The following is a 25,773-nucleotide window of genomic DNA, read 5'->3' as shown; positions in this document are numbered from 1 at the left end:
CTCTCGCCGCTCCCCCGCCCGGCCGCGCTTCGTCTCGCGGCCGGGCTCTGCACTGTCATCGGTCGCGGAGATGGTCGGCGACGATCGGACCGATCCGCTGGAGCGAATGCGGAGCCATCAGATCGTCGTGCTCGAAATCCACCGGATAGCTGGTGATCCGTCCGGTCAGATATGGACGCCACCCGGCCAGCGCCGCGCCGTCACCGTCCTCGGCCGCGAAGAACACCACTTCTCCGCTGAATCTCGACGGCGCGGCCGTGCGATCGATGCGGGTGATCGCGAGCAAACTGTCGACCAGCTCACCGATCTCGTCCTCGGCCAGGCCACCGAACACGCCGCCGAACTCGGCGGCGTAGCCACGCACGGTCGCCGCGGTGACCGTGACCGGATCCAGACCACTCACGTCATAGCCCGCTCGTTCGAGCCATCGGTAGTACAGGGTCGACAGGTCCGGCGGTGGATCGCCCACCGCCCCGGGCGGATCCACGTCGGCGTAGGCATCGAGCAGGACCAGCAGCGGGACCTCGTGCCCCCAGCTCTCCAGCACGGTTCCGACCATCTGCGCGATCCGTCCGCCCAGCGACCAGCCGAGCAGGTGATACGGGCCCTGCGGCTGGAGCGCGACGATCCGTTCGGCGTAGCTGCGAGCCAGGTACGGGATGCCGGGCGCCGCCAGATGGTCGGCGTCGATGGCCGTGGCCTGGAGTCCGTAGACCGGCTGGTCCCGGTCGAGGTGCGGAAGCAGACCCGAATACATCCAGGCCAGGCCGAGTTTGGGGTGCACGCAGAACAGTGCGGGTTTGTCCCCGGTCTTGCGGATCGGCAACAGCGGTGCGAACGCTCCTTCCTCCCGTGTTCCGGTCGGTAGTGCGGCCACGTCGCCGATGTCGACGATGCGCGCCAGCGCGGCGACGGTGGGTGCGTCGAAGACGGTCCGCAACGCCACCTCGACGCCGAGTTCGGCCTGTACCCGGGCCACCAGCCGGGTCGCCAGCAGCGAGTAGCCACCGAGTTCGAAGAAGGAGTCGTCCGCGCCGACCCGTTCGACGCCGAGGATCTCGGTGAACAGGGCGCAGAGCGTTTCCTCGGTGGAGGTCGCCGGCGCGCGGTGCGGCGCCGACGCGCCGAGCTCGGGCATCGGCAGTGCCCGGCGGTCCACCTTTCCCGATGGGCGCAGCGGCAGTTCGGGAAGGCACACGACCGCGGCGGGAATCATGTGCTCGGGCAGGCGTCCGCGCAGGAAACCGCGTAGCTCCTCGCCGGTGATCGCCGCGGTCTCGCCGGTGGTGCAGTAGCCGACGAGCACTGTCACCTTGGTCGTGGACCTGGTGGCGACGACGACGGCATTGCGGACCGCTCGGTGTTCGGCCAGCACGGATTCGATCTCCTGCAATTCGACCCGCATCCCGCGGATCTTGACCTGGTCGTCGGCGCGGCCACGAAACTCCAGCGTCCCCTCCGCGGTCCAGTAGCCGAGGTCACCGGTGCGGTACATCCGCTCACCCGGCGGGCCGAACGGATCGGTGACGAACCGCGACGCCGTCGCCGACGGCGCGTTGACATATCCGCGCCCCAGCGGCAGACCGGCCACATACAACTCGCCCTGAACGCCGACCGGGACCGGTTGGAGCAGTTCGTCGAGCACGTAGATGCGGGTGTTCGGATTCGGACGGCCGATGCTCACCGAGCCACGTTCGGCTCCGGGCTCATAGATCAGGTGGCTGACCCCGATGGTCGCCTCCGCCGGACCGTATCCGTGATACATGATCGCGTCACCCAACCGCTCGCGGAAGCGGGTGAACAGGTCGGGGGTGAGCGCCTCGCCACCGCACCACACATGCTTCAGCGTGGCCGACACGTCCTGGATGCCCGGCAGTCCGAGCATCACGTCCAGGACCGAGGCCACCAGATAGGCGAAGCTCACCCGGTGTTCACGAACGAGTTCGAGCAGCCTGGCGGAATCTCGTTCGGCACCGGGTTCGGCGATCACCAGGCGTGCTCCGGTGACCAGCGGCAGGAAGATCTCGTTGACGGAGATGTCGAAACCGAGCGGCGCTTTGAACAGGGTGGCGTCGGCGGGTCCGAAATCGAGTAGCTGTGCCTGCCAGAGCAGGCGGAAACAGATGGGCCGGTGCCGGATCATCGCTCCCTTCGGGCGGCCGGTCGTGCCCGAGGTGTAGATGACATAGGCGAGGCTGTCCCCGGTGAGCCGCGGCGGTGCCGTCGCCGGAACCGCCGCCGGGAGTGGAGTGGTGACGGGATCGACCTCCAGCACGTCGACAGCCAGATCCGGGAGATCGGCGCGGTTCGCCGTGGTGGTCAGCACGAGCCGGGCGGCGGAGCTCTCGCAGATCTCGGCGATCCGGGCGGCGGGCAGCGACGGTTCGGCGGGCGCGAACGCCGCGCCGCAGCGCAGCACGGCCAGCAGTGCGACGATGAGCTCGGCGCTGCGGTCGAGATGAATCAGCACGATCTGCTCGGGCCCGACCCCGCACGCGGCGATCCTGGCGGCCAATGCGGCTGCCCGGCAGTCGAGTTCGGCATAGGTGAGCCGAACGCCGGCGCCGACCACCGCGATGGCCTCCGGTGCCCGCCGAACCTGCGTGGCGAACAGCTCGGGCAGCGTGACCTCCGGTTCGGGCGCGGCGGTGTCGTTGAACTCGACCAGCAGCCGACGGCGTTCGGCGGCGTCGAGGACATCCAGCTCGGCCAGCCGCGTTTCCGGCGCGGCGGCCATGACATCGAGCACCCGCAGCAGCTTGTCCAGCATCGACGTTGCCGTAGCGGCGTCGAACAAGTCTGTGCTGTAACCGATTTCGATGTCGAGGCCGGTGTGTCCCGGTCGGGCCGTGAAACGGAACGACAGGTCGAACTTCGCGACCGGTAGTTCCGGGACGACCAGCCGGGCCCGCACACCGTCGAGGTCGACCGGCCCCGGTGCGTCGTCGTAGGTCACCATCGCTTGGAAGAGCGGATGCCGGGCGGGTGAGCGTTCCGGGTTCAGCGCTTCCACCAGTCGCTCGAACGGCACGTCCTGGTGTTCGAGTCCGCCCAGGACAGCGTCTCGGCTGCGGGCGGCGACCGCGCGCAGCGTCGGGTTGCCGGCGACGTCGTTGCGCACCACGAGCGTGTTGACGAAGAATCCGACGAGACCGGTCAGCGCGTCGTCGGTGCGGCCGGCGATCGGGGTGCCGAGCGGAATGTCTGTTCCCGCACCGAGTTTGGCCAATGTCACCGCCACCGCGGCCTGGACGATCATGAACTCGCTCGCGCCGAGGTCGTGCGCGAGTTCCCGCAGCCCGGCCGCCGTCGATGCGCCAACAGACGCGCGAACGGCGCGTCCCCGGTACGACGGCTGCCGGAGGCGCGGACGGTCGGTGGGAAGGGCGAGTTCGTCGCCGATGCCGTCGAGGGTGTCCTGCCAGTAGCGGATCTGGGTGGCGGCCAGGCTCGCGGGATCGTCGTCGGCGCCGAGCAGTTCCCGCTGCCACATCGTGTAGTCGGCGTAGTGCACCGGCAGCGGCGCCAACGCCGGTGCCCGGCCCGCGCGGTGGGCGCGGTAGGCGATGGCGATGTCGTCGAGCAGGACACCGGTCGACCAGCCGTCACCCGCGATATGGTGCAGCACCACCGACAGCGCGTACTCGCCGTCGGAATCGCACCGCCACAACCGGAATCGAATGGGTAGTTCGCGGTCCAGTTCGAACGGGTGCCCGGCGGCATCGCCGAGCGCGACATCCAGCCGATCCGCGGCGATGTCATGGACCTCGAGCTTCGGGCGGCACTCGTCCGGATCCAGAATCCGCTGCAGTGGCCCTTGGGCGTCGGTCCCGATCACGGTGCGCAGACTGTCGTGCCGCGCGAGCACGTCCGCCAGGGACGCGCGCAACGCCGCCACGTCGAGCGGCCCGGAGATGCGGAGGACGAAGGGAATGTTGTAGTGCGGTGTCGGTCCTTCGAAGCAGTGCAGGAACCACAGCCGCTGCTGGGCGAACGACAGCGGGATACGGGTCAGCCCCGCTTGTCTCGGCTGTGGTGACGGCCGCGTGCCGGTAGCGGTGTCGTCGATCGTCGCGGCCAGAGCCGCGACGGTCGGGTGGTCGAAGATCGATCGCGCGCTGATCTCACGCCCCAGCCGGTTGCGGACCCGTGAGACGAGCCGGGTGGCCAGCAGGGAGTGGCCGCCCAGGGTGAAGAACGAGTCGTCGGCGCCGATGCGGGCCGTGTCGTGGCCGAGCACCTCGGCGAACAGCTCGGCGAGCACCCGCTCGGTCTCGGTGCCCGGCATTCGGCCGCCGGTCCCGTCGCCGAAGTCGGGAGCGGGCAATGCGCGGCGGTCGAGCTTGCCGTTGCCGGTCAGTGGGAGCCGGTCCAGGGCGACGAAGGCCGCCGGAATCATGTACTCGGGCAGTAGTTCTCGCAGGTGGGAGCGCAGCGCTGCCGGATCTGGGGAGTGCCCGACGACATATCCGGCGAGGTAGGTTCCGCCGGGGCGGTCGTCGCGAGCCACCACCGCGCACTGTGCGATGTCGGGGTGAGCGGTGAGCGCCGCGGCGATTTCGCCGGGTTCGACGCGGAAGCCGCGGATCTTCACCTGGTCGTCGGCGCGGCCGGTGTACTCGAGCAGGCCGTCCGGTGTCCGCCGGGCCAGGTCGCCGGAGCGGTACAGGCGTTGTCCCGGCGCGCCGAACGGGTCGGCCACGAATCTGGCCGCGGTGAGTCCTGGTCGTCCCAGATAGCCTCGCGCGAGTTGCGTTCCACCGACATAGATCTCGCCTTCGACACCATCCGGTACCGGCCGCAGCGCGGTGTCGAGTACGTACACATCGAGCCCGGGCAGCCCCCGGCCGATGGTGCTCGCCGTCCCGGTGGTGTCCGTGGCATCGAGCCGCAGATGTGTGACGTGCACCGTGGTTTCGGTGATGCCGTACATATTGACCAGACGGGGTGAGTCGTCCGCGTGCCGCCGGTACCACCCGGCCAGGCGGGCAGGCTCCAGCGCCTCGCCGCCGAAGATGATGCGGCGCAGGGCAAGCGGGGTGCCGCCGCGGTCGGCATCGGCTCGGGCGAGTTCCGCGAAGGCCGACGGCGTCTGGTTGAGCACCGTGACCTGATGCTCGGCCAGCAGGTCCAGGAACTCACCGGGGGAACGGGTCACCTCCCGGGGAACGACGATCAGGCGCCCACCGTGCAGCAGCGGACCCCACAGTTCCCACACGGAGAAATCGAACGCGGCGGAATGGAACAGCGTCCATACGTCGTCGGGGCCGAAATCCAGCAGTGGCCGCGCGGCGGCGAACAGGGCCGCCACACTGCGATGGGAGACAACGACGCCCTTCGGCGTGCCGGTGGAACCGGAGGTGTAGATGATGTAGGCGGCGTGATCCGGGTCCGGCCTCGCGATCGGCTCGAGCTGATCGTCCGGACCGTACTCCGGCTCCTCGGCGACGGTGAAGCACCGGAGCCCGGGGTTCACCCGGCCCGCGTACTCCGCACCGGTGATCACGGCCGCGGGCGCGGAGTCCCCGAGGACGAACTGGATGCGGTCGGCCGGGTAGTCGGGGTCGATCGGCACGTAGGCCGCACCGGATCGGAGGACTCCGAGTATGGCCACGACGAGGTCGGGTGAGCGGTCGAGCAGGATCGCCACCCGGTCCTCCGGGCCGATGCCGGCCCGAATCAGCCTGCGCGCCAGCCGCTGTGTCCTGACTGCGAGTTCTGCGTAGGTCAGCTCGACCGATCCGCACACGACCGCGACCGCGTCCGGTGTGCGGCGCGCGTGTCCGAGGAAGAGCTCCGGCAGGGTCACGGCGGGGACGGGTGTCCGCGTACCGTGCCCGGCGCGCAGGAAGCCGGCGCGCTCGGCCTCGGTGAACGGGTCGATCGCGGCCACGGGCAGTTCCGGCTTCGCGACGATGGCGGCGAGTGTCGTGACGAGCCGGTCGAGCAGTGTCCGCGCCGCGGCGGCATCGAACGCCTCCGGCCGGTACTGGAGGGCGAGTTCGAGGGAACCCGGTGCCGGCATCGCCATGAGCGTCAGCGGATAGTGCGTGGCGATGGGGCGATCGACCGCGGTGCACCGCAGCCCGCCGTCACGCTGCACCCGGCTGATCGCGTCGGCGTCGAACGGGAACGACTCGAAGACGACCAGGGAGTCGAACAGCTCCCCCACACCGGTGCCGAGCGCCTGCTGGATATCCGCGAGCCCGACATGGTGGTGGTCGAGCAACGCCACCTGTTCGGCCTGGATCCGGGTCAGCAGGTCGGCGAGACCCTCACTCGCGGGGAGCCGTACCCGGACCGGCACAGTGTTGATGAACAACCCGATCATCGATTCGACGCCGGGCAGGTCGGCGGGCCGACCCGAGACGGTGGCACCGAAGACCACATCGTCACGTCCGGTCAGCCGCCCCGCGAGCAGGCCCCACGCGGTTTGGAGCACGGTGTTGACGGTGACGCCGAGGCGCTGAGCCAACCGGTTGATCCCGTCGGCCAACTCCGGCTCCAGCGCCCGGCCGATCTTGTCCGGCAGCGACGGCGATGTTCCACGCACGTGCGGCGCGAGCAGGGTCGGTTCCCCGATCCCGTCCAGGGCCGCGCTCCAGGCCGTCGTCGACGCGGCACTGTCGCGTTGCCGCAGCCAGGTGAGATAGTCCCGGTAGGGCCGCGGTGGGGCACCGTTGCCCGCGGCACCGGCCGTGGCGTAGAGGGTGAACAGGTCGCGCATCAGCAACGGCGTCGACCAACCGTCGCTGATGATGTGGTGGTTGGCCAGCACCAGGCGGTGCGACCGGTCACCGAGGCGGATCACCAGCAGCCGCAACAGCGGCGGCAGTTCCAGGTCGAACCGGGTGCGCCGGTCCTGCTCGACGAGCCGCCGGGACTCGGCCTCGGCGTCGGGGTGATCGGACAGGTCCACGCGGGTCAAGGGGACCTCGACGGAGCGCAGCACCACCTGCATCGGTTCGTCGAAATCCCGGACGATCGCCGCGCGCAGCACAGTGTGCCGTGCGGCCAGCGCCCCCAGGGCCGACCGCAGCCGGTCGTGATCGAGCGGCCCTTCCAGGTCCAGGACGAGTTGGGCGATGTAGACGTCGATCGCCGCTGGATCGTGTTCGTCCCAGGTCGCGTGGAACAGCAGGCCCTGTTGCAGCGGGGACAGCGGCAGGATGTCCTCGATTCCTGATCCGGCCGTGGTCACGACTTTCTCCATTTCGCTTCGAGGGCGTCGAGCTGGGACTGGTTCAGCGAGACGAGGGAAAGATCCGATGGCGTGTGGCCGCCCGCACCGGGTCCGGCGGCGTGCCGGATGAGTGCCTCGAGCGCGGCCCGCCATCGTTCGGTCAGGGCATGGACGTCGGCGTCGGCGAGAATCCCGCCCGCGTACATCCAGTGCGCGGTCATCTGTGCGCCCGCCGGACCGACTTCGGTGACCGCGTTGACCACCAGGGCGGTCGGCACCGGCATATCGGGGTCGTAGGCTGCGCCGAGCCCGCTTCGGCTGATCGACCACTCGCCCGCACCGGCATCCACCCGGCCCAGATAGTTGAAACCCAGTTGCGGACCGGCGAATTCATGAAGACGCGCCGCCGCGTCGGTGTCCAGCTGGCGCAGCATCCCGTAGCCGATACCGTGGTCGGGTGTCGCGCGAAGCTGCTCTTTGACGCGCTTGACGGCGGCCCCGGCCGCCGCCGCGGCCCCGAACGCGTCCGCGAGGTCGATTCCCGCCAGATCCAGCCGCACCGGATACTGCGTGGTGAACCAGCCGACTGTGCGCGACAGATCCGCGCCGGGAACCGCCGGCTCCTCGCGCCCGTGCCCTTCCATGAGCACCAGGACCGACTCCGCGTCGGAGCCTCGGTCGCGGCGCCAGGCGGTGACGGCGAGGCCGAATGCGGCCAGCAACGCGTCCTCGACGGTGCCGAAGAATGCCTGCGGCACCGTGGTGTGGAGGGCTTCGGTCGTCGCGACATCCAGTTCAACGGTGACCGATTCGACGGTCGACCAGGTGTCGCGAGCGGGGTCAGGTCGGCGCGATCCCAGCAGATCGTCGGGTCCGCTCAGCACCTCACACCAGTAGTCGAGCTCACCCGCCCGGGACGCGGCCTGCTGCACCAGCCCCCGCGACCACGTCCGCACCGAGGTACCGACAGCCGGCAGCGCCGGGTCCGCGCCGCTGTCGGCCGCGCGCCATGCGCCCGCCAGGTCCTCGACAAGGATGCGCAGCGATACTCCGTCGGCCACCAGATGGTGGAGGACCAGCAGCAGTTGGCCCGGGGAACGGCCCGCGTCGAACCACACCACCTGTGCCATCACCCCGTTCGCGGGGTCGAGGCGGTCCGCGGCGGACTCGAGTTCGGCGGCGACGATGTCAGCGGTCGCCGCGCCGGAGACCCGGCGCACGAGTGAGTCCGCGCGAATCGCTCCGCGCGGCGCGACATCCAGCTGCGGCTGATTCGCTCGAACAAGCCGGGCCCGCAAGACATCGTGTGTGTCGAGCACGGCATCCAGCGCTGGTACGAGCGTGGTGAGATCCAGGGGCGGAACGTCGACGAGTACCCACATGCGGTGTCTGTCACCGAGCAGCCCGCGCTCGGCGAACGAGCGCATGATCGGAGACGCCTCGACCGGGCCGACGGGGTCGTCGGGTGCCGTCGGCGGCTCCGGTTCGTCGTGACGGGTCGCGAAGGCGGCGAGGGCTTCGATCGTGCGATGTTCGAACACGTCCTTGGGCAGGATCTTCAGGCCCGCTTTCCTGGCACGGCTGACGAGCCCGATCGCGAGGATGCTGTCACCGCCGATTTCGAGGAACGAGTCGGTCACACCGACGGTGTCGCGGTGCAGAACCTCGGCGAAGAGCCGGGCCAGCGTTTCCTCGGCGGCTCCGGACGGCGGCCGGGACGTGTCCGCGCCGCTCGTGAACTCCGGTGCGGGCAGTGCGCGCCGATCGGTTTTGCCCGAGGGCGACAGCGGCAGCTCGTCCAGCACGACCACGGCGGCCGGGACCATGTGTTCGGGCAGCTCGCGCACCAGGTATTCGCGAAGGGCGGCGCCGTCGGCGGGACCGATTCCCGCGTGGTCGGCGGGAATCGCGTAGGCCGCGAGGTACATTCCGCCTGGTCCGTCGGAGCGGCCGACCACCACCGCGCGGGCCACGGCGGGATGGCGCTCCAGCACCGCCTCGATCTCCCCCGGCTCCACCCGGAAACCACGGATTTTCACCTGGTCGTCGACCCTGCCGACGAACTCGAGCGCACCGCTGGGGCTCCAGCGCACCTGATCTCCGGTGCGGTAGAGCCGTCCGCCTGTCTCGGAATCGGCTGGGGTGAACGGGTCGGCGATGAACCGCCCCGCCGTCAGCCCCGGCCGCCGCAGATACCCGCGGGCGAGCTGAACCCCGCCGACGTAGAGCTCGCCGGTGGCGCCGACCGGAACCGGACGCAACGATCGGTCCAGCACATAGCACCGGGTGTTGGCGACCGGGTGGCCGATCGGGATCGAGCCCGCCGGTCGCGCCCCGTCGGCCGCGACGATGTCGTACAGCGTGCAGCCCACTGTGGTCTCGGTGGGTCCGTACTCGTTGATCACGTCGACCGTGCCGGTCGCCGGGGGCCGCCATCCGGCCAGCGCTTCACCGCGCAGTGCTTCGCCGGCGATCACGAGTGTGCGCGGGCCGTCGGCGGTGAAGGTCACCGACGGCAGCAGCGGAAGGTGGCTCGGGGTGACCTTGAGAAAGGAGACGGGCCCGGTGGCCGTCGCGATCGCGTCCGGGCTGTCTTCGCACAGCTCGAGCACGCCCCCGCAGAGCAGCGTCCCGAACAGGGGGGTCACGGAGAAGTCGAAGGAGATCGACGAGTGCAGCAGCGTGCGTCCGGCCAGACCGGTGAATCGGCGGATGGCCCAGTCCAGGTGGTTGGCCACCGCTCGGTGCGAGACGACTACGCCCTTGGGTAGGCCGGTAGAGCCGGAGGTGTAGATGACGTAGGCGGGATGGTCCGGGTGCAGCGGGGTGGTCCGCTCCCGGTCGGACAGGGCCGCGTCCGACAGGCGCTCCAGCCGCGCCGCGACCTCCGGATCGTCCAGCACCAGTCGCCGCGCGCCCGTGTCGAGGAGGTCCGCGGCCGCCGAGCGCGTCGTGATCACCAGATCGGCGCGCGAGTCGTCGAGCATCAGACGCACCCGGTCGGCCGGATACGACGGATCCACCGGGACGTAGGCCGCGCCGGCCGCGAGTGTCCCCAGCGCCGCCACCAGCATGGCGGCGGACCTCGGAACCGCCAGCGCGACGATGCTCTCGGGGCCGATGCCCTGCCCGATCAGATACCGGGCGAGCCTGCCTGCTCGCGCGTGCAGCTCGCCGTAGGTGAGTGCAGCGGTGGCCGAACCACTTCCGGGTTCGATGACCGCCGTCGCATGCGGCGTCCTGGCGACCTGATCGGCGAAGCGGTCGGGCAGCAGGCCGGTGCCGGCCGGGGCGGCGGTGTCGTTCCATTCGCGCACGACCCGCTCGCGCTCGGCGGCTGTGAGCAGGTCCAGCCCGCCGATGGGCGCGGTGGGATCGGCCAGCACGGCGTCGAGCAGCCGATCGAGCTGAGCCAGCAGGCTCCCGACCTGCTCGTCGGTCCCCTGGCCCGCCGGATAGTTGGCCTCGACCGACATCTCGTCTCCGTCGGTTTCGACCGCGAGGGTCAGGTCGAACCGGGCATCACTGCCGGGCACGTGGCGCCGGGTCACCCGCAGACCCGCGGCGCGGAACGGTTCCAGCATCGGTGAGCGCAGCGACAGTACGACGTTGAACAGGCGCCCGTCGCCGCGTGGCCGTTGCGCGTCGGCGGTCTTGGCTATGTCGTCGAGCTCGATGTGCTGATGGATGTAGCTGTCCAGGCAGGTGGCCCGGCACCGGGCCAGCAGCGTCGCGAAATCATCGGCCGGATCGACCTCGGCGCGCAGCGGGATCGTGTTGCCCAGATAGCCGATGACCGACTCGGCGCCGGCGAAGTCGCGGTTGACAACCGGTGTGCCGACGAGGAATTCGCGTGCACCGGTGTAGCGGTGGACCAGTGCGGAGACCGCGGCGAACAGCACCATGAAGGTCGATGACCCTTCGCGCCTGGCGAGTTCCCTGACGCGCCGTCCGGTGCCCGGTTGCATGGCCTGGGACCGCTCCTGTCCCGGTCCTCCCGCCCCACCGGAGATACCGGGCAGATCCAGCACCGCGGGCAGGGATGCGAGCTTGCCCCGCCAATACGCGAGCCCGGCTTCGTCGGGGCCATCACCGCCCAGCGCGATATCGGCGAACTGCCGGTCCGCTCGATCGTGCCGCAGCGCCCGGCCGTCGAGCAGCGATCGGTAGCCGTCCATCAGCTCGCCGAAGAACACCGCGGTAGAGGCGTCATCCCACACGATGTGGTGGGCGACGACGACCAACGTGCTGGTCGCGTCGCCGGTGCGGATCAGCCGGACCCGCACCGGCGAATCCTTCGACAGGTCGAAAGGGTGCCCGGCGACCGCGCGGGCGAGTTCGGCGACGCGCGCGGCGCGTTCCGCGTCGGACAGCGCGCTGATGTCGAACTGCTCGTAGCCGGCGGGCAGATCGTCGGCCACCACTTGCACCGGCCGGTCGTCGTCCATGAGGTAGGTCGTGCGCAAGATGTCGTGGCGCGCGACCACAGCCTGCACGGCGTGCCCGAGCAGGTCCGCGTCCAGCGGGCCGACGACATCCACCGAAATCGTCACGTTGTAGCCGACTGTGCCCGGATCGAGCTGCTGTATCGACCACATGCGCTGCTGCCCCGGCGACAGCGGACGTGGGACACCGGAGGGGACCGGCTCGTTCGGCCGAGCTGCGGGAGCAGTGAGGAGATTCGCCTCGGCCAAGCGGCGTTTCAGCAGTTCACGTCGACGTTCGGCCAGGTTCGCAGGTCCGTCCGCACTCATGCGGGACCGCCTTTCGCTTCTGGGGCAACCGAATTCGGCTGTGCGAACAGCTCCCCCGAGATGTCATCGGACTTCAGGCACGTGCGTGAGAGTTACGGCGTCAGCGCATCCGCTCGACCAGGCTCGCCGGACGCATATCCGTCCAGACGGTCTCGACGTAGTCGAGGCACGCCTGTCGCAGGATGTAGAACTCGCTGCTGTCATCGTCGAATGGATTGTGGGACATGGAATCTCCTCGATCGGACGAATACCAGCCACAGAAGTAAAGCAAGCCTAGCCTAATCATGGCAAGGGTTTGCTGACCGAAAGAAACTATCCACCCGCGCAGCAAATACGTTCGCCGCCAAAGCAATCCAGCGTCACCGGGTCACTCGACGGCCGGCGTCGTGGCGTCGACAGATCGCGTTTCGACCGGATCGGACAGGCTCGCCCGGCGCAATCCCGGCATTCGCAGTGCCACCGCCGCGACCACGCCGACGCAGAGCACACCACCGATCACGGGCACGACGGGCGCGGGCAGCACACGCGACAGCAATCCCGCCGCCATATTGCCCACATTGGGCGCGACCGTTCCCTGCGCCAGCCACAGGCCGGCGACCCGTCCCTGTAATCGATCCGGGGTGCGCTGCTGGATCAGCGCTCTCCGGAGAATTTCCGAGGTGGTGTCGGCCAGTCCCGCGAAGACCAAGGCCACCAGGGCAACCCACAGCGACGCCGCGAGGCCGACACACATGATCGCCACGCCCCAGACGATCACGGCAGCGCAGAGCACCGCCCCCGTCTTGCGAACCCGCCCGGCCCACCCTCCGGCGAACGCCGCCAGCAGCGCACCGGCGGCAGGCGCGGAGTACAGCAGCCCCACCGTCTGCGGCCCGCCACCGAAGTGTTCGCTCGCCAACTCCGGAAACAAGGCGTACGGCATCGCCAGCACCATCGCCACGGTATCGATGAGCAGAACGCCGCCGACGACCCGATCGCGCCGTACGAACGAAATCCCTTCGGCGATCGAGCGGATCGGATGGGTATCACCCGTGGCCTCCGATCGTGGCACAGGGGCGAGGAGGCACAGCAACACCGCGCTGATCGCGAAGCAGATGGCGTCGATGGCGAAACACACCGCCAATCCCGGTCCCGCGACGATCACGCCGGCCAGCGCAGGCCCGATCACCGCACCGAACTGGATCGCGAGAGCGGTCAGCGCGGCCGCGGCGGCCAGCCGCGCCGGGCCGACCAGGGTGGGAACGAGAGCCATGAGCGCCGGACCGCCCAGACCGTTGATGCCACCCGCCAGTACGGCGGCGACGTACACGACCCAGAGGTGCGGAGCGGGCAGCGTCGCGTTGACGGCGAGCCCCGCGAACACGAGCACGACGGCCGCGCGTGTCGCTACCGCGATCGCGCGCCGGTCCACCCGGTCGGCGAGGACACCGCCGCTCAGCATGCCGATGAGCAGCGCCGCACCGAAGACCAGCCCCACCGCGCCGACCTGCAACGAGGAGCCGGTGAGCTGGTAGACCTGCAGGTTCACAGCCACTACGGTGAAGTGCGTGCCCAGCATCGAAATCGCCTGCGCGGCAAGGACGAACCGGAAACCGGGCACTGCTCGCAGCGGTCCGATATCGACGACAACGTCTCCCAACCGCACAAGCCCCTCCAGCACCCGCGATACGATGTGGTGAGCCTAACCTAAATTCAGAATCCGTTCGAGGGTTCTCGACTCGACGGCACCGATATCGTTGGGCAGAACGGGATTCGAGTCCGGCGGAACCCGGATGCGTACGGAGCGAGAGGAAGACACCGATGCGGCGCAGAGGGTCGAGCGCCCCAGTCATGCCTCCCGAGCCCGGCACCGCACCGGCGGAGGACACGCGCACGTCGGCCACCGAGCGCAGCGCCACCCGCTACCACACCCGAACGCTGTCCGTCATCGCGCTGCTGGGCCTCCTGATGGTGAGCTGCACGCTGAGCCTCTGCATCGGCGCCAAACCGATTCCGCTCGACGCGGTGTGGCACGCGCTCGCCATGCCGACCGGCATCGAGGACGACATGATCGTCCGGGAACTGCGTGTTCCCCGCACGGTGATCGGCGCACTGGTCGGCGCAGCCCTCGGCCTCGCGGGAGCGCTCACGCAGGGCCATACCCGCAACCCGATCGCCGATCCCGGAATCCTGGGGATCACCCACGGCGCGGGCTTGGCCATCGTGCTGGCGACCTACGCACTCGGAATCACCAGCCTGCACAGCTTCATCTGGTTCGGCTTCGCGGGAGCCGCGCTGGGGGCGGTCACCGTGTTCGCCGTCGGTTCGGCGGGCAGGGGCGGACCGACACCCCTCACCCTGGTTCTGGCGGGCGCCGCGATCAGCGCACTGCTCCAGGCGATCACCTTCGCTCTCGTCCTCCTGGATCAGCGCAGCCTGGACGCGTTCCGGTTCTGGAAGGTGGGGTCGATCGCGGTCGCCGGGTTGCCCCTGGTGATGCAGGTACTGCCGTTTCTCGTGGTCGGGTTGGCGCTGGGTCTGGCCGGTGCGTCCGGATTGAACGCGGTGGCTCTCGGCGACGACGTCGCCCGGTCCCTCGGCCACCGCGTGGAGACGGTGCGGGTCCTCGGCATCGTCGCCATCACGATCCTGGTCGGTGCGAGTGTCGCCGTGTGCGGGCCGATCGGGTTCGTCGGCTTGATCGTCCCCCATGTGGTCCGCTTGTTCACCGGGCCGGACCACCGCTGGCTGCTGCCGTTCTCGGCACTGGCCGGCGCCAACCTGGTCCTGCTGACCGACACCGTCGGCCGCGTCGTCGCGCGCCCGGGCGAGATCGAGGTGGGTGTCATGCTGGCGCTGATCGGCGCACCGTTCTTCATCGTGCTGGTGCGCAGGCGAAAGCTGGTGCGACTGTGAACCCGACGACACGCAGTGGTGTCACCACACCGTCGCGGCCCTCCCTCCAGCGCCCCACACTGCGAATCGGCGCACTCTCCCTGGCTTTTCGGCTGCGGCCGCTCCTGCTGGTGATCCTCGCGACGCTCGTATCGGCTGTCCTGTTCGTGCTCAACCTCGGCCTCGGCGCCTTCGCCCTGTCACCGGCCGAGGTCGTGCAGGTTCTGCTCGGCGGCGGTCATCCGGCCGATCGGCTCGCCGTGCTCGAACTGCGCATGCCGCGTGCCGTCGCGGCCTTGCTGGTCGGCGCGGCGCTCGGCCTGTCCGGCGCGATCGTGCAAACGGTCGCACGGAATCCACTGGCCAGCCCGGATGTCCTCGGTGTCACGTGGGGAGCGGGCGCTGCTGTCACCGCGGCCATCGTCTTCGGCGCTTCCGCAGGGGGCATCCTCGGCACGACCGGGATTCCCGCGGTGGCGCTGGCGGGCGGACTGCTCGCCGGGCTGATCGTGTTCGGGCTCACCTACCGTGACGGACTCGATTCGCTGCGGCTGCTGCTGGTCGGCGTCGGCGTCATGGCCATCGCCTCGAGCGCCACCGTGTGGCTACTCAGCGCCGGCGAGGTCGAGGACGCCAGCCGAGCCCTGATCTGGCTGACCGGAAGCCTCAACGGCCGCGGCTGGGATGACGCCCTCCCCCTGGCGATCGCGCTCGCGATACTCGTCCCGCCGACCTTGATCGGGTCCCGCACACTCGGCGCACTGCAATTCAGCGACGACACCGTCCGGTCCATCGGCGTGCGCTTGACGCCGGCCCGAGGCGTGCTGCTGCTGGCCGCCGTGGTCTTCGCCGCGATCGCGACAGCGGTGTCCGGACCGATCCAGTTCGTCGCCCTGTGCGCGCCGCAGGTCTCGCTGCGCCTGGCACGACTGCCGCGTCCACCGCTGATCCTGTCGATGCTGCTCGGCGCCATTCTCGTCCTGGCCGCCGACCTGATCTCCCGAACCGCCTTCGGTAGCGCGGAGCTACCGGTCGGCATCGTCACCGCGGTGCTCGGCGCCCCGTATCTCATCCACCTGATCATTCGACGGCATCGGGTCGGCATCGCCTGAACCCGCCGCAAGACCGCTGACCGCGATGCCGGCGCCACATCACACAGGCTCCGCATCGATCAGCGCGTCGCCGAACATGTGCGTGACCGACACAAGGTCGTCGGCGATGCCTCGAAGGGTCTTCGCCGCCACACCGGTGCTGAGGATGCTCGCGCGCAACAGCCGCCCGTCGGGCGCGGAATCGGCGAGGATGTCACGTATCGCGGCCAGCCCGGCGATGTCGGCGGAGCAGCCGCTGCCGTTGGTGGTGTGACACAGCGCGGTGAAGGACCGTAGGTGCTCGGTCAACAGCATCGCGCCGACCGCGCCTGCCCATCGGTTGTGGTGACCGTCCGCCGCCGGAGCCGGCCTCTCGGCGGCGGAGTCTTCGGTGACAGCACTGCGCGAGGCCGACGGTGCGAGATCGTCGCCCCTTTCCTGCTCGACGGTGGGCGTCGGCATTCGCGCACATCGCTCGAGCTCGGCGACTACTCGTCTGCCGACGGTTTCGACCGAGGCGATCGATGCACCCGCGGCCACCAGGTAGTGGTCGAACTCGGCACGTGCTGTCGGATCCTTGTCGATCACGCCCTCGACCAAGGCGTCGAGACAACGCATCGACGCGGTCAATCGGTCGGCGACAGTGACGCACTGGCTGACCACTCCAAGTGCGTGCTGGTGCACGCGGTAGGGACGATTTTGCATTCGAGCATTGAATCATGTTGCCGCACAAACGATTACGAAACGGGCGAGTAGAGCTCTGCCGATCGCGGTTGGTATGGGCTATCGCGTCGTCGTCTCGCCGCCTGCGCGCCGGTCGGCGGGGCCGCTGGTCGGGATCGGCCCGCTTCATCGCCGCCATGCCCGTCGCGTTACATGAGAGTTTGCTGAGACTTCGCGGAGGGGTGGTGTGCTTCGTCACATGACTGCTACCTTGTTACTCGCGAGTACCGCATACCCGGATGGCTGGGCAAGCGCCCAGTATCCCTGATCACGCGGGGTCTCGCGGAAGGACAGCGGTGTCCGTCCCAACCTAGGAGAAAGCTAATTCTTCACAGGCGTGTGGTTCACCTTCGACGTGCCTGTTTCAGGAGATCATGGTGTATGTCGATAGAAGTGCGCCTCTCGCACCACGAACATCGAGGGTGGCTCGGGTAACGCCGAACCAGCTCGCCAGGTGACTCGGACGATGGTGGAGAGTCCCAGTTTGCGTGTGCCTCCGCAGTATGGTCCGTTTCTGTCACCGCAGGATCTGCTGCGCGCGGTCAGCGGATCCACCGACAGTGATTGCCCGCTGGCGCAGTGGGCGGGAACGCTCGGCTCGTTGTATCGAGCATGGGTCGGTGACCCGTCGGCGGAGACGATTCGCCGGCAAGTCGCTGGGGTCGTCCACGAGATCGATGCCTGGATCGCCGCGCAGCTTCCCCGGCCGCGGGCCGGGACGCCGCGGGGCACCGATTCGGTGGGTGGGGTGATCGCGCGGGTCGCCGAAGCCTCGGCGTGCGCGCATTGGGCCCTGCATCATATGGAGGATGCCGTCCAGCGGCACCGCGCCTGGGATCATCTCGCGGAAATGCGTGAGGGCTATGAGGATCTGGTGCTGCTGGCCATGGGCGGCTTGATCAAATTGCCCAAGTCCTGGCCCGGAATCAGCTGGTTGCCCGGCGTCACGGGGAAGTAGCGCGCGACTGTTGACCTCGAGCAAAGTTGCGGTCGTAGCATCACCGACATGACGGGTACGGCGACGGCTGTCAACGGCACCTGGCGGGAACTACTCGGCCCGAAGTACCTCGCGGCCTCCACGGTGCTCGCCGGTGGCGTCTGCCTGTACGCCACCAACGAATTTCTGACGATCAGCCTGCTGCCGAGCACCGTGGCCGAAATCGGCGGCCAGCGCCTCTACGCCTGGGTGACCACCGTCTACCTGGTCGCCTCCGTCATCGCCGCCACCACGGTGAGCGCGACGCTGGCCCGGCTGGGGGCGCGATGGTCATATCTGGTCGGGCTGACCGTGTTCGGTCTCGGCACCTCGATGTGTGCGATGGCACCGACGATGGAGTTCCTGCTGGCGGGACGGACCGTCCAGGGCGCGGCAGGCGGCATGATCGCGGGCCTTGGCTATTCGGTGATCAACTCGGCTCTTCCGCAGAGCTTGTGGACGAAAGCCTCAGCGCTCGTCTCGGCGATGTGGGGAGTCGGCACGCTGCTGGGCCCGGCGGCCGGCGGTCTGTTCGCCCAATCCAGTTCGTGGCGTTGGGCTTTCGGGGCGCTGCTGATCCTGACCGGACTCATCGCGGCGCTGGTGCCGTTCGCTCTGCCGGCGCGCACGGCCGAGCTACCGCGAAAACCGGACCGGATCCCGGTGTGGTCGCTACTGCTGCTCGCCTCAGCCGCGTTGGCGATCAGCGTTGCGGCAATCCCCCGCGATGTCGGCTGGACGGCTGCGCTGCTCGTCGTCGGGGCGGGTTTTGTCGGCGCGTTCATCGCCGTCGATCGCCGGACGACGGCAGCGGTGTTGCCATCTACCGCATTTCGGCCCGGCCCACTGAAATGGGTCTATCTGACGCTCGGCATGCTCATGGCCGCCACCATGGTCGACATGTACGTGCCCTACTTCGGTCAGCGGCTCGCGCATCTCGCGCCGGTGGCGGCGGGCTTCCTCGGAGTGGCACTGGCTGTCGGGTGGACGATGAGTGAGATCGTCAGCGCATCGGTGACGGGCCGGCGCGCGATCGTTCGGATCGTCGCCGTGGCACCACTGGTCATGGCGGTCGGCTTGATGTCGGCGGCGGTCGGCCAGGTCGACAACGCCTCGGCGGGGGTCGTCGCAGGCTGGGTGCTGGCACTGCTGCTCACCGGTGCCGGTATCGGTATGGCGTGGCCGCACCTTTCGGCGTGGGCGATGAGCGGTGTCGACGACCCCGGCGAAGGTGGCCGCGCCGCCGCGGCCATCAATACCGTTCAGCTGGTCTGTGGCGCCTTCGGCGCGGGCCTGGCCGGGGTGGTGGTGAACGCGACCGATGCGGGCGGAGCGACCCCGGCACGCTGGCTGTTCGCGACGTTCGCGGTTCTCGCCGCGCTCGGCATGGTGGCGTCCATCAGGAGTGGCCGTCGAACAGGTCGATCGGTCCCGTCGGCCGAGCTCGCTATCGGAGGGTGATCGACTGCAAGTCCTTGCCGATGATGGCCTCGCCGGAGTATCCCTGTTGAGCCCAGCGGGTCCATTGCGCCGGGTCGACCGTCGCGATGGACCGAAGTCGGCGATGTGTGAGAGCACGAGTGTGGGGACGTCGGCGCCGGCGGCGATGGTGCCGACCTGCTGCACCGTCGTGTGTGACTCGCCCCGGATATCGGTGGAGCCGCCGAGCATGAAGAAGTTGGTGTAGTCGGTCACATGGTCGGCGTGCGGGTGAGTGATGAAGATGTTCTTCAACAGACCCACCAGCTCCCGTGGGGCTCAGGCGTAGATCTTGTCCACGTCGGCGGCGTGCCTTTTCATGACCGCCGCCCGCTTGAGTGACATCTTCGGGGTCAGTTCACCGGTCGCCTCGGACCAGTCCGCGGACAGGATGCGGATCTTCTTGATGGCCTCGGCGTGGGAGACCAGTGTGTTGGTGCCGGCGACCACGGCGTCGATCTCCGCGACGAGGTCGGGGTTCTCGACGAGGTGCTCGATCGGGATGTCCGCGGGCAGGTTGTGGCGTTGCTTCCATCCGGGAAGGGCTTCCGGATCGAGGGTGATCAGGGCGCCGATGAAGGGGCGGCCGTCGCCGACCACCATCGCCTGGCCGATCAGTGGGTGCGCGCGCAGCGAGTCCTCCAGCAGGCCGGGCGAGACGTTCTTGCCGCCCGCGGTGACGAGGATTTCCTTCTTGCGGCCGGTGATGGTGACGTAGCCGTCGCGGTCGATGGCGCCGAGGTCGCCGGTGCGGAACCAGCCGTCGGTGAAGGCGTCCGCGGTGGCGTCGGGGTTTCCCCAGTACTCGTGGAAAACGACCGGGCCACGCAGCAGGAGCTCGCCGTCGTCGGCGATCTTGATGCCGTGGCCCTCGGTCGGGCGTCCCACAGTGCCGACCCGAGTGCTCTTCGGGGTGTTCACGGTGATCGCGGCGGTGGTCTCGGTGAGTCCGTAGCCCTCGTAGATGGGGATTCCGACGCCGCGGAAGAAATGGCCGAGGCGTGCGCCGAGCGGTCCGCCACCGGACACCGCCGCTTCGCACTGTCCGCCCAGGGCCAGGCGCAGCTGACGGTAGACGAGCTTGTCGAACAGGGCGTGTTCGAGTGTGCGCAGGAGTCCGGGGCCACCGTGGTCGATGGACTCGCTCCAGGCGATGGCCGTCTCGGTGGCCCGGTCGAAGATCCTGCCCTTGCCTGCGGCGTGTGCCTTCTGCTTCGCGCCGTTGAAGACCTTCTCGAAAACGCGCGGCACGGCGAGGATGAAGTTCGGGCGGAAGGCGCCGAACTGGTCGACGAGCGTGGACCAGTCGGAGCTGAACGCGACGACCACCTTGGCATCGAGTGCGGCCAGCGTGACGGCACGGGCGAAGACATGCGCCAGCGGCAGGAACATCAGGGTCTTGTTGCCCTCGGTGACGAACTCCTCCAGGGCGATGCGGTCGGACTTCGACTCGGCGTAGAGGTTCGCGTGCGAGAGCAGCACGCCCTTGGGCCGGCCGGTGGTGCCGGAGGTGTAGATCAGGGTCGCGGGTGCGTCGGCGCCGACCTGTGCGCGACGTGTGTGGACGGCGTGGTCGTCCAGATCGGCGCCGCGCGCGGTGAGCTCGGCGATGACGCCCTTGTCGATCTGCAGGATTTCGCGCAGCTCGGGTAGTGCGCCGGTGTCGATCTCGTCGATGACCCCGCGGTGCTTGTCGCTGTCGACGACCAGCAGCTGTGTGCCGGAGTCCTGCAAGATCCACTTGGCTTGCTCGGCGGCGGAGCTGTCGTAGATGGCGACGGTGCAGCCGCCTGCCGCCCAGATGGCGTGGTCGAGCACGACCCACTCGTAGCGGGTGGGAGCCATGATGGCGATGCGATCGCCGAGTTCGATACCCGAGGCGATGAGGCCTTTCGCCACGGCGGTGACGGTCCGCGCGAACTCGGCGGCGGTGACTTCGGCCAGGTTGCCGCCGCCGGTCGCGACGTGGAACAGCACCGTGCCCGGCGAGTGCTCCGCGTGCCGGAACACGCTGTCGGAATTGTTCGCGTGCTCCGGAACGGAATAGGAAGCGGGGGCTTCGAACTCTCGCATGAGTGCCCTTCCTTGGGTGATCGGTCGGTGGTGCCGCTACTGCGCGGTGGCCGGTTCCCGGCTGTGGTCGAGGCCGAGGCGATGCAGGCCGCGCAGGTCGTAGGTGTGGGTGGCGACAGCGCCGAGGACCAGTCCGATCGCCAGGCCGATGAGCGTCATCCAGAGTCCCTGGCTCATGCCCGCTTCGAGGTGGCCGTCGAAGAACAGGATGGCGCGCACGGCGAGATAGATCTGGTGCATGGGTTCGAAGGTGGCCAGATCGGCGATCCAGCGGGGCGTGGCCTCGAGCGGGATGGTGCCCGAGGACGACGGGATGCCGAGGACGACGAACACGATGAGGTTGATCATCAGGCCCGCGGTGCCGAAGGCGGCCATGACCGACAGTCCGGTGATGGCGATGGCGGTGATGGCCAGGGTGCCGTAGAGGAACAGCAGCAGCGGACGCTCGATCGTCATGTCGAGCAGGGCGCCGACGCCGAGGAACACGCCGGAGGCCAAGGGCGCGCTGATCGCGGCGATCCCCCACTTGATGAGCAGGGTGTGCCAGCGGCTGATCCGGGCCGGGGTGGTCGCCTTGTGCCATGGCCCGTATTCGGCGGGGATGAAGCCGAGGGAGCCGTCGACGAGGGAGTTGATCATCATCGCGCCGCTGAAGCCGACGATCAGCAGGACGAGGGTGTAGAAGAAGGCGGCCAGGCCCTGGCCGGTGCCTTCGGGCAGCGGGTGGTACGGGGTGACGACGACGTCGATGGGCTTGGTGAGCTGCAGTTGCGCCGCCCCGCTGAGTGGGGTGGCGCCGATCGCGCCGTGTACCTGCTGGGCGAGCTGGGTGCCGACGGTGGTGTTGACCTGGGTCATGGCCTGGTCGGCGATGGTGTGCATGATCTGGGCGGCGAGGGTGCCTGCGCGGGGGTTGGTCAGCACGGAGATGATCGGCTGTTCGACCTCGCCGGGGACGATCGACGAGGCGCCGAGGATGGCGACGCGTTTGGTGAAGTCGCCGGGGATGACGATGGCACCGTAGACCTCGCCGTTCTGCAGCTGGCGCTGGGCTTCGTTGATGCCGACGGTGCGCAGATCGATCTTGTCGGCGGGGATGTTCTCGCTCAGCGCGGTGGCGATCTGCTCGCCGAGGTTGGCGGGTTTGCCTGCGAGGGTGTCGCCGACGTCCTGGTTGACGACGGCGATCGGGAAGTCGTGCAGGTGCTTCTCGGGGTCGGCGGTGTAGCCGAGGTACATGGTTCCCAGGAGCGCGGCCAGCACGGTGACCAGCGTGATCGGCGCCAACCACTCGCGGATCGGCATGCTGCTCTGCGGGCGCGTCGGCGCGGTGTTGTCAGTCATGGCACCGTCAATGTAGTCAGCGACTACAAAGTAGTCAATGCAAACATTCGTGGCGTGTCGGATATCCTGCTAGCACCATGTCCCTGCATTCGCGCTATCACCACGGAGACCTCCGCGCCGCGTTGCTGCAGCACGCCGAGTCGGCGCTGCGCACCGTCGGCGCGGACGGCCTGTCGCTGCGTCAGCTCGCCCGCGACACCGGTGTCAGCCACGCGGCGCCGAGCAGGCACTTCCGCGACAAGCAGGCACTGCTGGACGCGCTGGCCGTGACCGGACTGGAACGGCTCGGCGCGTGCTTCGAGCAGGCTGCCGTGACAGACGGGCCGATCACGGAACGCCTGCAGACATTCGCCCGTGCCTACCTGCGCTTCGCGGTCGACAATCCCGAGCTGCTCCCCCTGATGTTCGCGCGCAGGCACAGCTCGAGCTCCGCGGAGATCCAGGACGCCGCCGACCGTGCCTTCGCCGTGCCGATCGCGCTGATCGCCGAAGGTCAGGCCGCCGGTGAGATCGTCCCCGGCGACCCGAAACGTCTCGGCGTGACCGCTTTGGCGGCCCTGCAAGGCTTGGCGACGTTCGTCGGTTCGGGATACACCACCGACTACGACTCCGAGGACCTGCTCGACGATCTGGTCAGGCACCTGACCCTGGGACTACTCCCCCGCCCCTGAGCGCCCTGTCAGTTGGTCACCACATCCCTGCGCCGGAATCCGTACGCGCCCGCGACGCACAGTGCGAGCGCTACCAGGGTGGTGACCAGCACCGGCGTCGGCGCGAATGCCACCGCGGGGACCAGGGGGATGTTGTCGAACGGTGAGATGCTCATCAGCCAGCTCGGGAACTTCAGCGTCGCGCCGAACATCAGCACCACGAAACAGAAACCGAGGGCGAGCCACGCACCCGAGGTGGCCGCGGGCAGGAATCCGAAGAGCGCCACCGTGATTCCGCCGAGCACCCACACCGCGGGCAGATAGGTCACCGATGCCCCGACCAAGGGCAGCAGCTCGGACATGTCACCGGTGATCACGCCGTACATCAGTCCCATGCCGAATCCGCCCAGCGCGAGCACCACCGCCGAACCCGCGAGCATGATGACGGTGTGCCCGGCCAGCCAGCGCAGCCGGGGCAGGCTCGTCGACAGCAGTGGTTCGGTACGCCCGGCAGCTTCTTCCGCGCGCGGACGCAGGCCCGCTGAGATCGTGTACCCGGAACCGATCAATGCCAGCAAGCCCGCCGACATGGCGTAGAAGGCATCGACCAGGCTGCCCATCTCCTGGCCGAGCAGATCGCCCAGATCGACGTCACCGAGCAGATCGCCCACATCGTTGCCGATCGAGCCGAATGCCAGACCCGCGAGCAGCATGCCGATCGACCAGCCGATCAGGGAACCGCGCTGCAGGCGCCAGGCCAGCCCGAACGCGCTGTGCATGGCGCTGCCCGCGCGGGCGGGGCCGGGTCGTGGCGGTAGCACACCGGCACCGAAGTCGCGGTGATCGAGCACTTGCCGCGCTGCCGCGGTCACCGCGACAGCGACAGCCAGCGACAGCAGTACCGGCCACCAGCTCTCCCCGTCGTAGGGTCGCATCGCCTGGCCCCAGCCCAGCGGCGACAGCCACGACAGCACCCCGTTGCCCACATCGCCGACCGCGCGCAGGACATAGGAGACCGCGATCGCCGCACCGGTGATGCCGTAGACAGCACGGGTGCTTTCGGTGAGCTGGGCGGCCAGCAGCGCGATCGCCATGAACACCAGGCCCGCGCAGATGGCGCCGACGCCGAGGGCGATGGATCCGGCGGTGGGCAGTCCGTAGGAGATCAGGCTCAGTGCGATCGCGGCCCCGTAGATCAGGTTGGCCGCGACGGTGAGAACGGCCGCGGCGGTGAAGGGGGCGTGCCTGCCGACGACGCCGGACCGAATGAGTTCGTCGCGGCCGGTTTCCTCGTTGGAGCGGGTGTGGCGGCCGATGAGGAACATGCTCATCAGTCCGGCCACGATCATGCCGAAGGCCGCGGACTGGAAGGCGACTTGGCCGCCGATGGTGTCGAGTACCCGCGGCGGGCCCGCCATGGCCACTATGGCGGCATTGCCCGCCATGCTGGCGGCGACCCGATCGAGGTCGGCCTGGGTCGGGTAGGCGATGTCGACGCCGACGGCTTGGGAGTAGTAGAGGAAGGTACCGCCGAGGACCCAGCAGATCAGCGCGATCCGTTCGCGGCGCAGGAAGAAGCGAATCAGGGTGGTGGTGCCGGTCAGCGTTGTCATGATTCCGGTACCCCGGAGGCGGCGAGTTCGTCGCCGTAGTGCCGCAGGAACAGTTCCTCGAGGGTCGGTGGTCTGCTGGTCAGGGTTCGGATGCCGAAGCCGGTGAGATGGCTGATGGCCGGGTCGAGGTCGACGGTGTCGACCTGGAATCTGGCCCGGTTGCCTTCGACGACGAGGTCGTGCACGCCCGGCAGTGCGTCGAGGCCGGCCGGTGGGCGGGTCGTCTCGCAGGTGATCGAGGTCCGGGTGAGGTGGCGCAGGTCGGCGAGGGTGCCGGATTCGATCGCTTTTCCGTGGCGGATGATGGTCACCCGGTCGCACAGTGCCTCGACCTGGGCCAGGATGTGGCTCGACAGCAGGACCGTGCGGCCTTGCTCCTTGACCTCGTCGATGCATTCCTGGAAGACCGCTTCCATCAGCGGGTCGAGACCGGAGGTCGGTTCGTCGAGCAGGAGCAGTTCGACATCGGAGGACAGTGCCGCTACCAGCGCCACCTTCTGCCGGTTGCCCTTGGAGTAGGCGCGGCCCTTCTTCGTCGGGTCCAGGTCGAATCGTTCGAGCAGTTCGGCGCGGCGCTTCTCGTCGAGGCCGCCGCGCAGGGTCCCCAGCAGGTCGATGACCTCGCCGCCGCTCAGGTTCGGCCACAGGTTCACATCACCGGGGACGTAGGCCAGGCGCCGGTGCAGCTCGGCGGTCTGCGCCCACGGGTCGCCCCCGAGCAGGGTGGCGGTGCCGCTGTCGGCGCGCAGTAGTCCGAGCAGTACCCGGATGGTGGTCGATTTGCCTGCTCCGTTGGGGCCGAGGAAGCCGTGTACCTCGCCGGTGGTGACCTGGAGGTCGAGCCCGTCCAGTGCGCGCGTTCGTCCGAACGTCTTGACCAGGTTCGAGATTTCGATTGCCGCAGCCATCCTGCCAGGGTAGTTCTCGCGAAGTCGGGGCAGCGGCGGATCGCGGTGCGTGCCTTGGCCTGCGGACGAAGCGCACCCCCGGATCCCGGGGGTGCGCCGTTGCGT

The 25,773-nt window shown here is 68.9% G+C and carries 14 protein-coding genes; 5 read left to right on the top strand and 9 right to left on the bottom strand.

Annotation, left to right across the window (positions count from 1 at the left end; all coding sequences use genetic code 11):
• Positions 1-55 precede the first annotated feature (55 nt).
• From ACWF82_RS05615 to entS, 4 genes are all read right to left on the bottom strand, one after another.
• Entirely contained in the window at positions 56-7,201 is a 7,146-nt protein-coding gene (locus ACWF82_RS05615) for an amino acid adenylation domain-containing protein (RefSeq protein ID WP_452498309.1), read from the bottom strand.
• A complete protein-coding gene (locus ACWF82_RS05610; protein ID WP_452498307.1) occupies positions 7,198-11,937 on the bottom strand; it encodes an amino acid adenylation domain-containing protein in 4,740 nt (1,579 codons plus the stop codon). Before ACWF82_RS05610 ends, ACWF82_RS05615 begins: the two co-directional genes overlap by 4 nt.
• A gap of 100 nt (positions 11,938-12,037) precedes the next feature.
• Complete coding sequence (locus tag ACWF82_RS05605) at positions 12,038-12,163, bottom strand: hypothetical protein (RefSeq protein ID WP_452498305.1); 126 nt, start codon at positions 12,161-12,163, stop codon at positions 12,038-12,040.
• Between the two features lie 141 nt (positions 12,164-12,304).
• A complete protein-coding gene (gene entS, locus ACWF82_RS05600) occupies positions 12,305-13,597 on the bottom strand; it encodes an enterobactin transporter EntS (protein ID WP_452498303.1) in 1,293 nt (430 codons plus the stop codon).
• 170 nt (positions 13,598-13,767) lie between these two features.
• Here entS and ACWF82_RS05595 point away from each other — a divergent pair, with 170 nt between their 5' ends.
• Both ACWF82_RS05595 and ACWF82_RS05590 read left to right on the top strand, forming a co-directional pair.
• The gene (locus tag ACWF82_RS05595) at positions 13,768-14,832 is read left to right on the top strand and encodes a FecCD family ABC transporter permease (protein WP_452498301.1); all 1,065 of its coding nucleotides are present in this window, start codon (positions 13,768-13,770) and stop codon (positions 14,830-14,832) included.
• A complete protein-coding gene (locus tag ACWF82_RS05590) occupies positions 14,829-15,923 on the top strand; it encodes a FecCD family ABC transporter permease (RefSeq protein ID WP_452498299.1) in 1,095 nt (364 codons plus the stop codon). The genes ACWF82_RS05595 and ACWF82_RS05590 overlap by 4 nt, the downstream gene beginning before the upstream one ends.
• Positions 15,924-15,962: 39 nt before the next feature.
• Here the strand turns inward: ACWF82_RS05590 and ACWF82_RS05585 are convergent, their stop codons facing one another.
• Positions 15,963-16,607, bottom strand: coding sequence for a hypothetical protein (locus tag ACWF82_RS05585; protein WP_452498297.1), 645 nt, complete (start codon positions 16,605-16,607; stop codon positions 15,963-15,965).
• A 508-nt stretch (positions 16,608-17,115) separates the two neighbouring features.
• Between ACWF82_RS05585 and ACWF82_RS05580 the strand changes: the two genes are divergently transcribed.
• Both ACWF82_RS05580 and ACWF82_RS05575 read left to right on the top strand, forming a co-directional pair.
• Positions 17,116-17,583, top strand: a complete 468-nt coding sequence (locus tag ACWF82_RS05580) for a hypothetical protein (protein ID WP_452498295.1) — start codon at positions 17,116-17,118, stop codon at positions 17,581-17,583.
• Between the two features lie 48 nt (positions 17,584-17,631).
• Positions 17,632-19,062: an MFS transporter gene (locus ACWF82_RS05575; RefSeq protein ID WP_452498293.1), complete on the top strand. Its 1,431-nt coding sequence runs from the start codon at positions 17,632-17,634 to the stop codon at positions 19,060-19,062.
• 297 nt (positions 19,063-19,359) lie between these two features.
• On the opposite strand, the gene ACWF82_RS05570 is transcribed toward ACWF82_RS05575, so the two are convergent.
• Together ACWF82_RS05570 and ACWF82_RS05565 are read right to left on the bottom strand one after the other, a co-directional pair.
• Positions 19,360-21,153, bottom strand: a complete 1,794-nt coding sequence (locus ACWF82_RS05570; protein WP_452498292.1) for an AMP-dependent synthetase/ligase — start codon at positions 21,151-21,153, stop codon at positions 19,360-19,362.
• Positions 21,154-21,189: 36 nt separating this feature from the next.
• The gene (locus ACWF82_RS05565) at positions 21,190-22,497 is read right to left on the bottom strand and encodes a DUF3533 domain-containing protein (protein ID WP_452498290.1); all 1,308 of its coding nucleotides are present in this window, start codon (positions 22,495-22,497) and stop codon (positions 21,190-21,192) included.
• Between the two features lie 77 nt (positions 22,498-22,574).
• Between ACWF82_RS05565 and ACWF82_RS05560 the strand changes: the two genes are divergently transcribed.
• The gene (locus tag ACWF82_RS05560) at positions 22,575-23,168 is read left to right on the top strand and encodes a TetR/AcrR family transcriptional regulator (RefSeq protein ID WP_452498288.1); all 594 of its coding nucleotides are present in this window, start codon (positions 22,575-22,577) and stop codon (positions 23,166-23,168) included.
• 8 nt (positions 23,169-23,176) lie between these two features.
• Here ACWF82_RS05560 and ACWF82_RS05555 read toward each other — a convergent pair whose 3' ends face one another.
• Both ACWF82_RS05555 and ACWF82_RS05550 read right to left on the bottom strand, forming a co-directional pair.
• Entirely contained in the window at positions 23,177-24,760 is a 1,584-nt protein-coding gene (locus tag ACWF82_RS05555) for an ABC transporter permease (protein WP_452498286.1), read from the bottom strand.
• Positions 24,757-25,668: an ABC transporter ATP-binding protein gene (locus tag ACWF82_RS05550; protein ID WP_452498284.1), complete on the bottom strand. Its 912-nt coding sequence runs from the start codon at positions 25,666-25,668 to the stop codon at positions 24,757-24,759. The genes ACWF82_RS05555 and ACWF82_RS05550 overlap by 4 nt, the downstream gene beginning before the upstream one ends.
• Positions 25,669-25,773 lie beyond the last annotated feature (105 nt).

It is taken from the genome of Nocardia sp. NPDC055053 (assembly GCF_053608285.1).
This window is presented reverse-complemented; position numbering and strand designations above follow the sequence as displayed.

Coding starts and splice junctions, on each gene's coding strand:
- ACWF82_RS05605 (WP_452498305.1), bottom strand. CDS start 12,163: ATGTCCCACAATCCATTCGACGATGACAGCAGCGAGTTCTACATCCTG.
- ACWF82_RS05550 (WP_452498284.1), bottom strand. CDS start 25,668: ATGGCTGCGGCAATCGAAATCTCGAACCTGGTCAAGACGTTCGGACGA.
- ACWF82_RS05555 (WP_452498286.1), bottom strand. CDS start 24,760: ATGACAACGCTGACCGGCACCACCACCCTGATTCGCTTCTTCCTGCGC.
- ACWF82_RS05570 (WP_452498292.1), bottom strand. CDS start 21,153: ATGCGAGAGTTCGAAGCCCCCGCTTCCTATTCCGTTCCGGAGCACGCG.
- ACWF82_RS05595 (WP_452498301.1), top strand. CDS start 13,768: ATGCCTCCCGAGCCCGGCACCGCACCGGCGGAGGACACGCGCACGTCG.
- ACWF82_RS05560 (WP_452498288.1), top strand. CDS start 22,575: ATGTCCCTGCATTCGCGCTATCACCACGGAGACCTCCGCGCCGCGTTG.
- ACWF82_RS05575 (WP_452498293.1), top strand. CDS start 17,632: ATGACGGGTACGGCGACGGCTGTCAACGGCACCTGGCGGGAACTACTC.
- ACWF82_RS05610 (WP_452498307.1), bottom strand. CDS start 11,937: ATGAGTGCGGACGGACCTGCGAACCTGGCCGAACGTCGACGTGAACTG.
- ACWF82_RS05565 (WP_452498290.1), bottom strand. CDS start 22,497: ATGACTGACAACACCGCGCCGACGCGCCCGCAGAGCAGCATGCCGATC.
- ACWF82_RS05585 (WP_452498297.1), bottom strand. CDS start 16,607: ATGCAAAATCGTCCCTACCGCGTGCACCAGCACGCACTTGGAGTGGTC.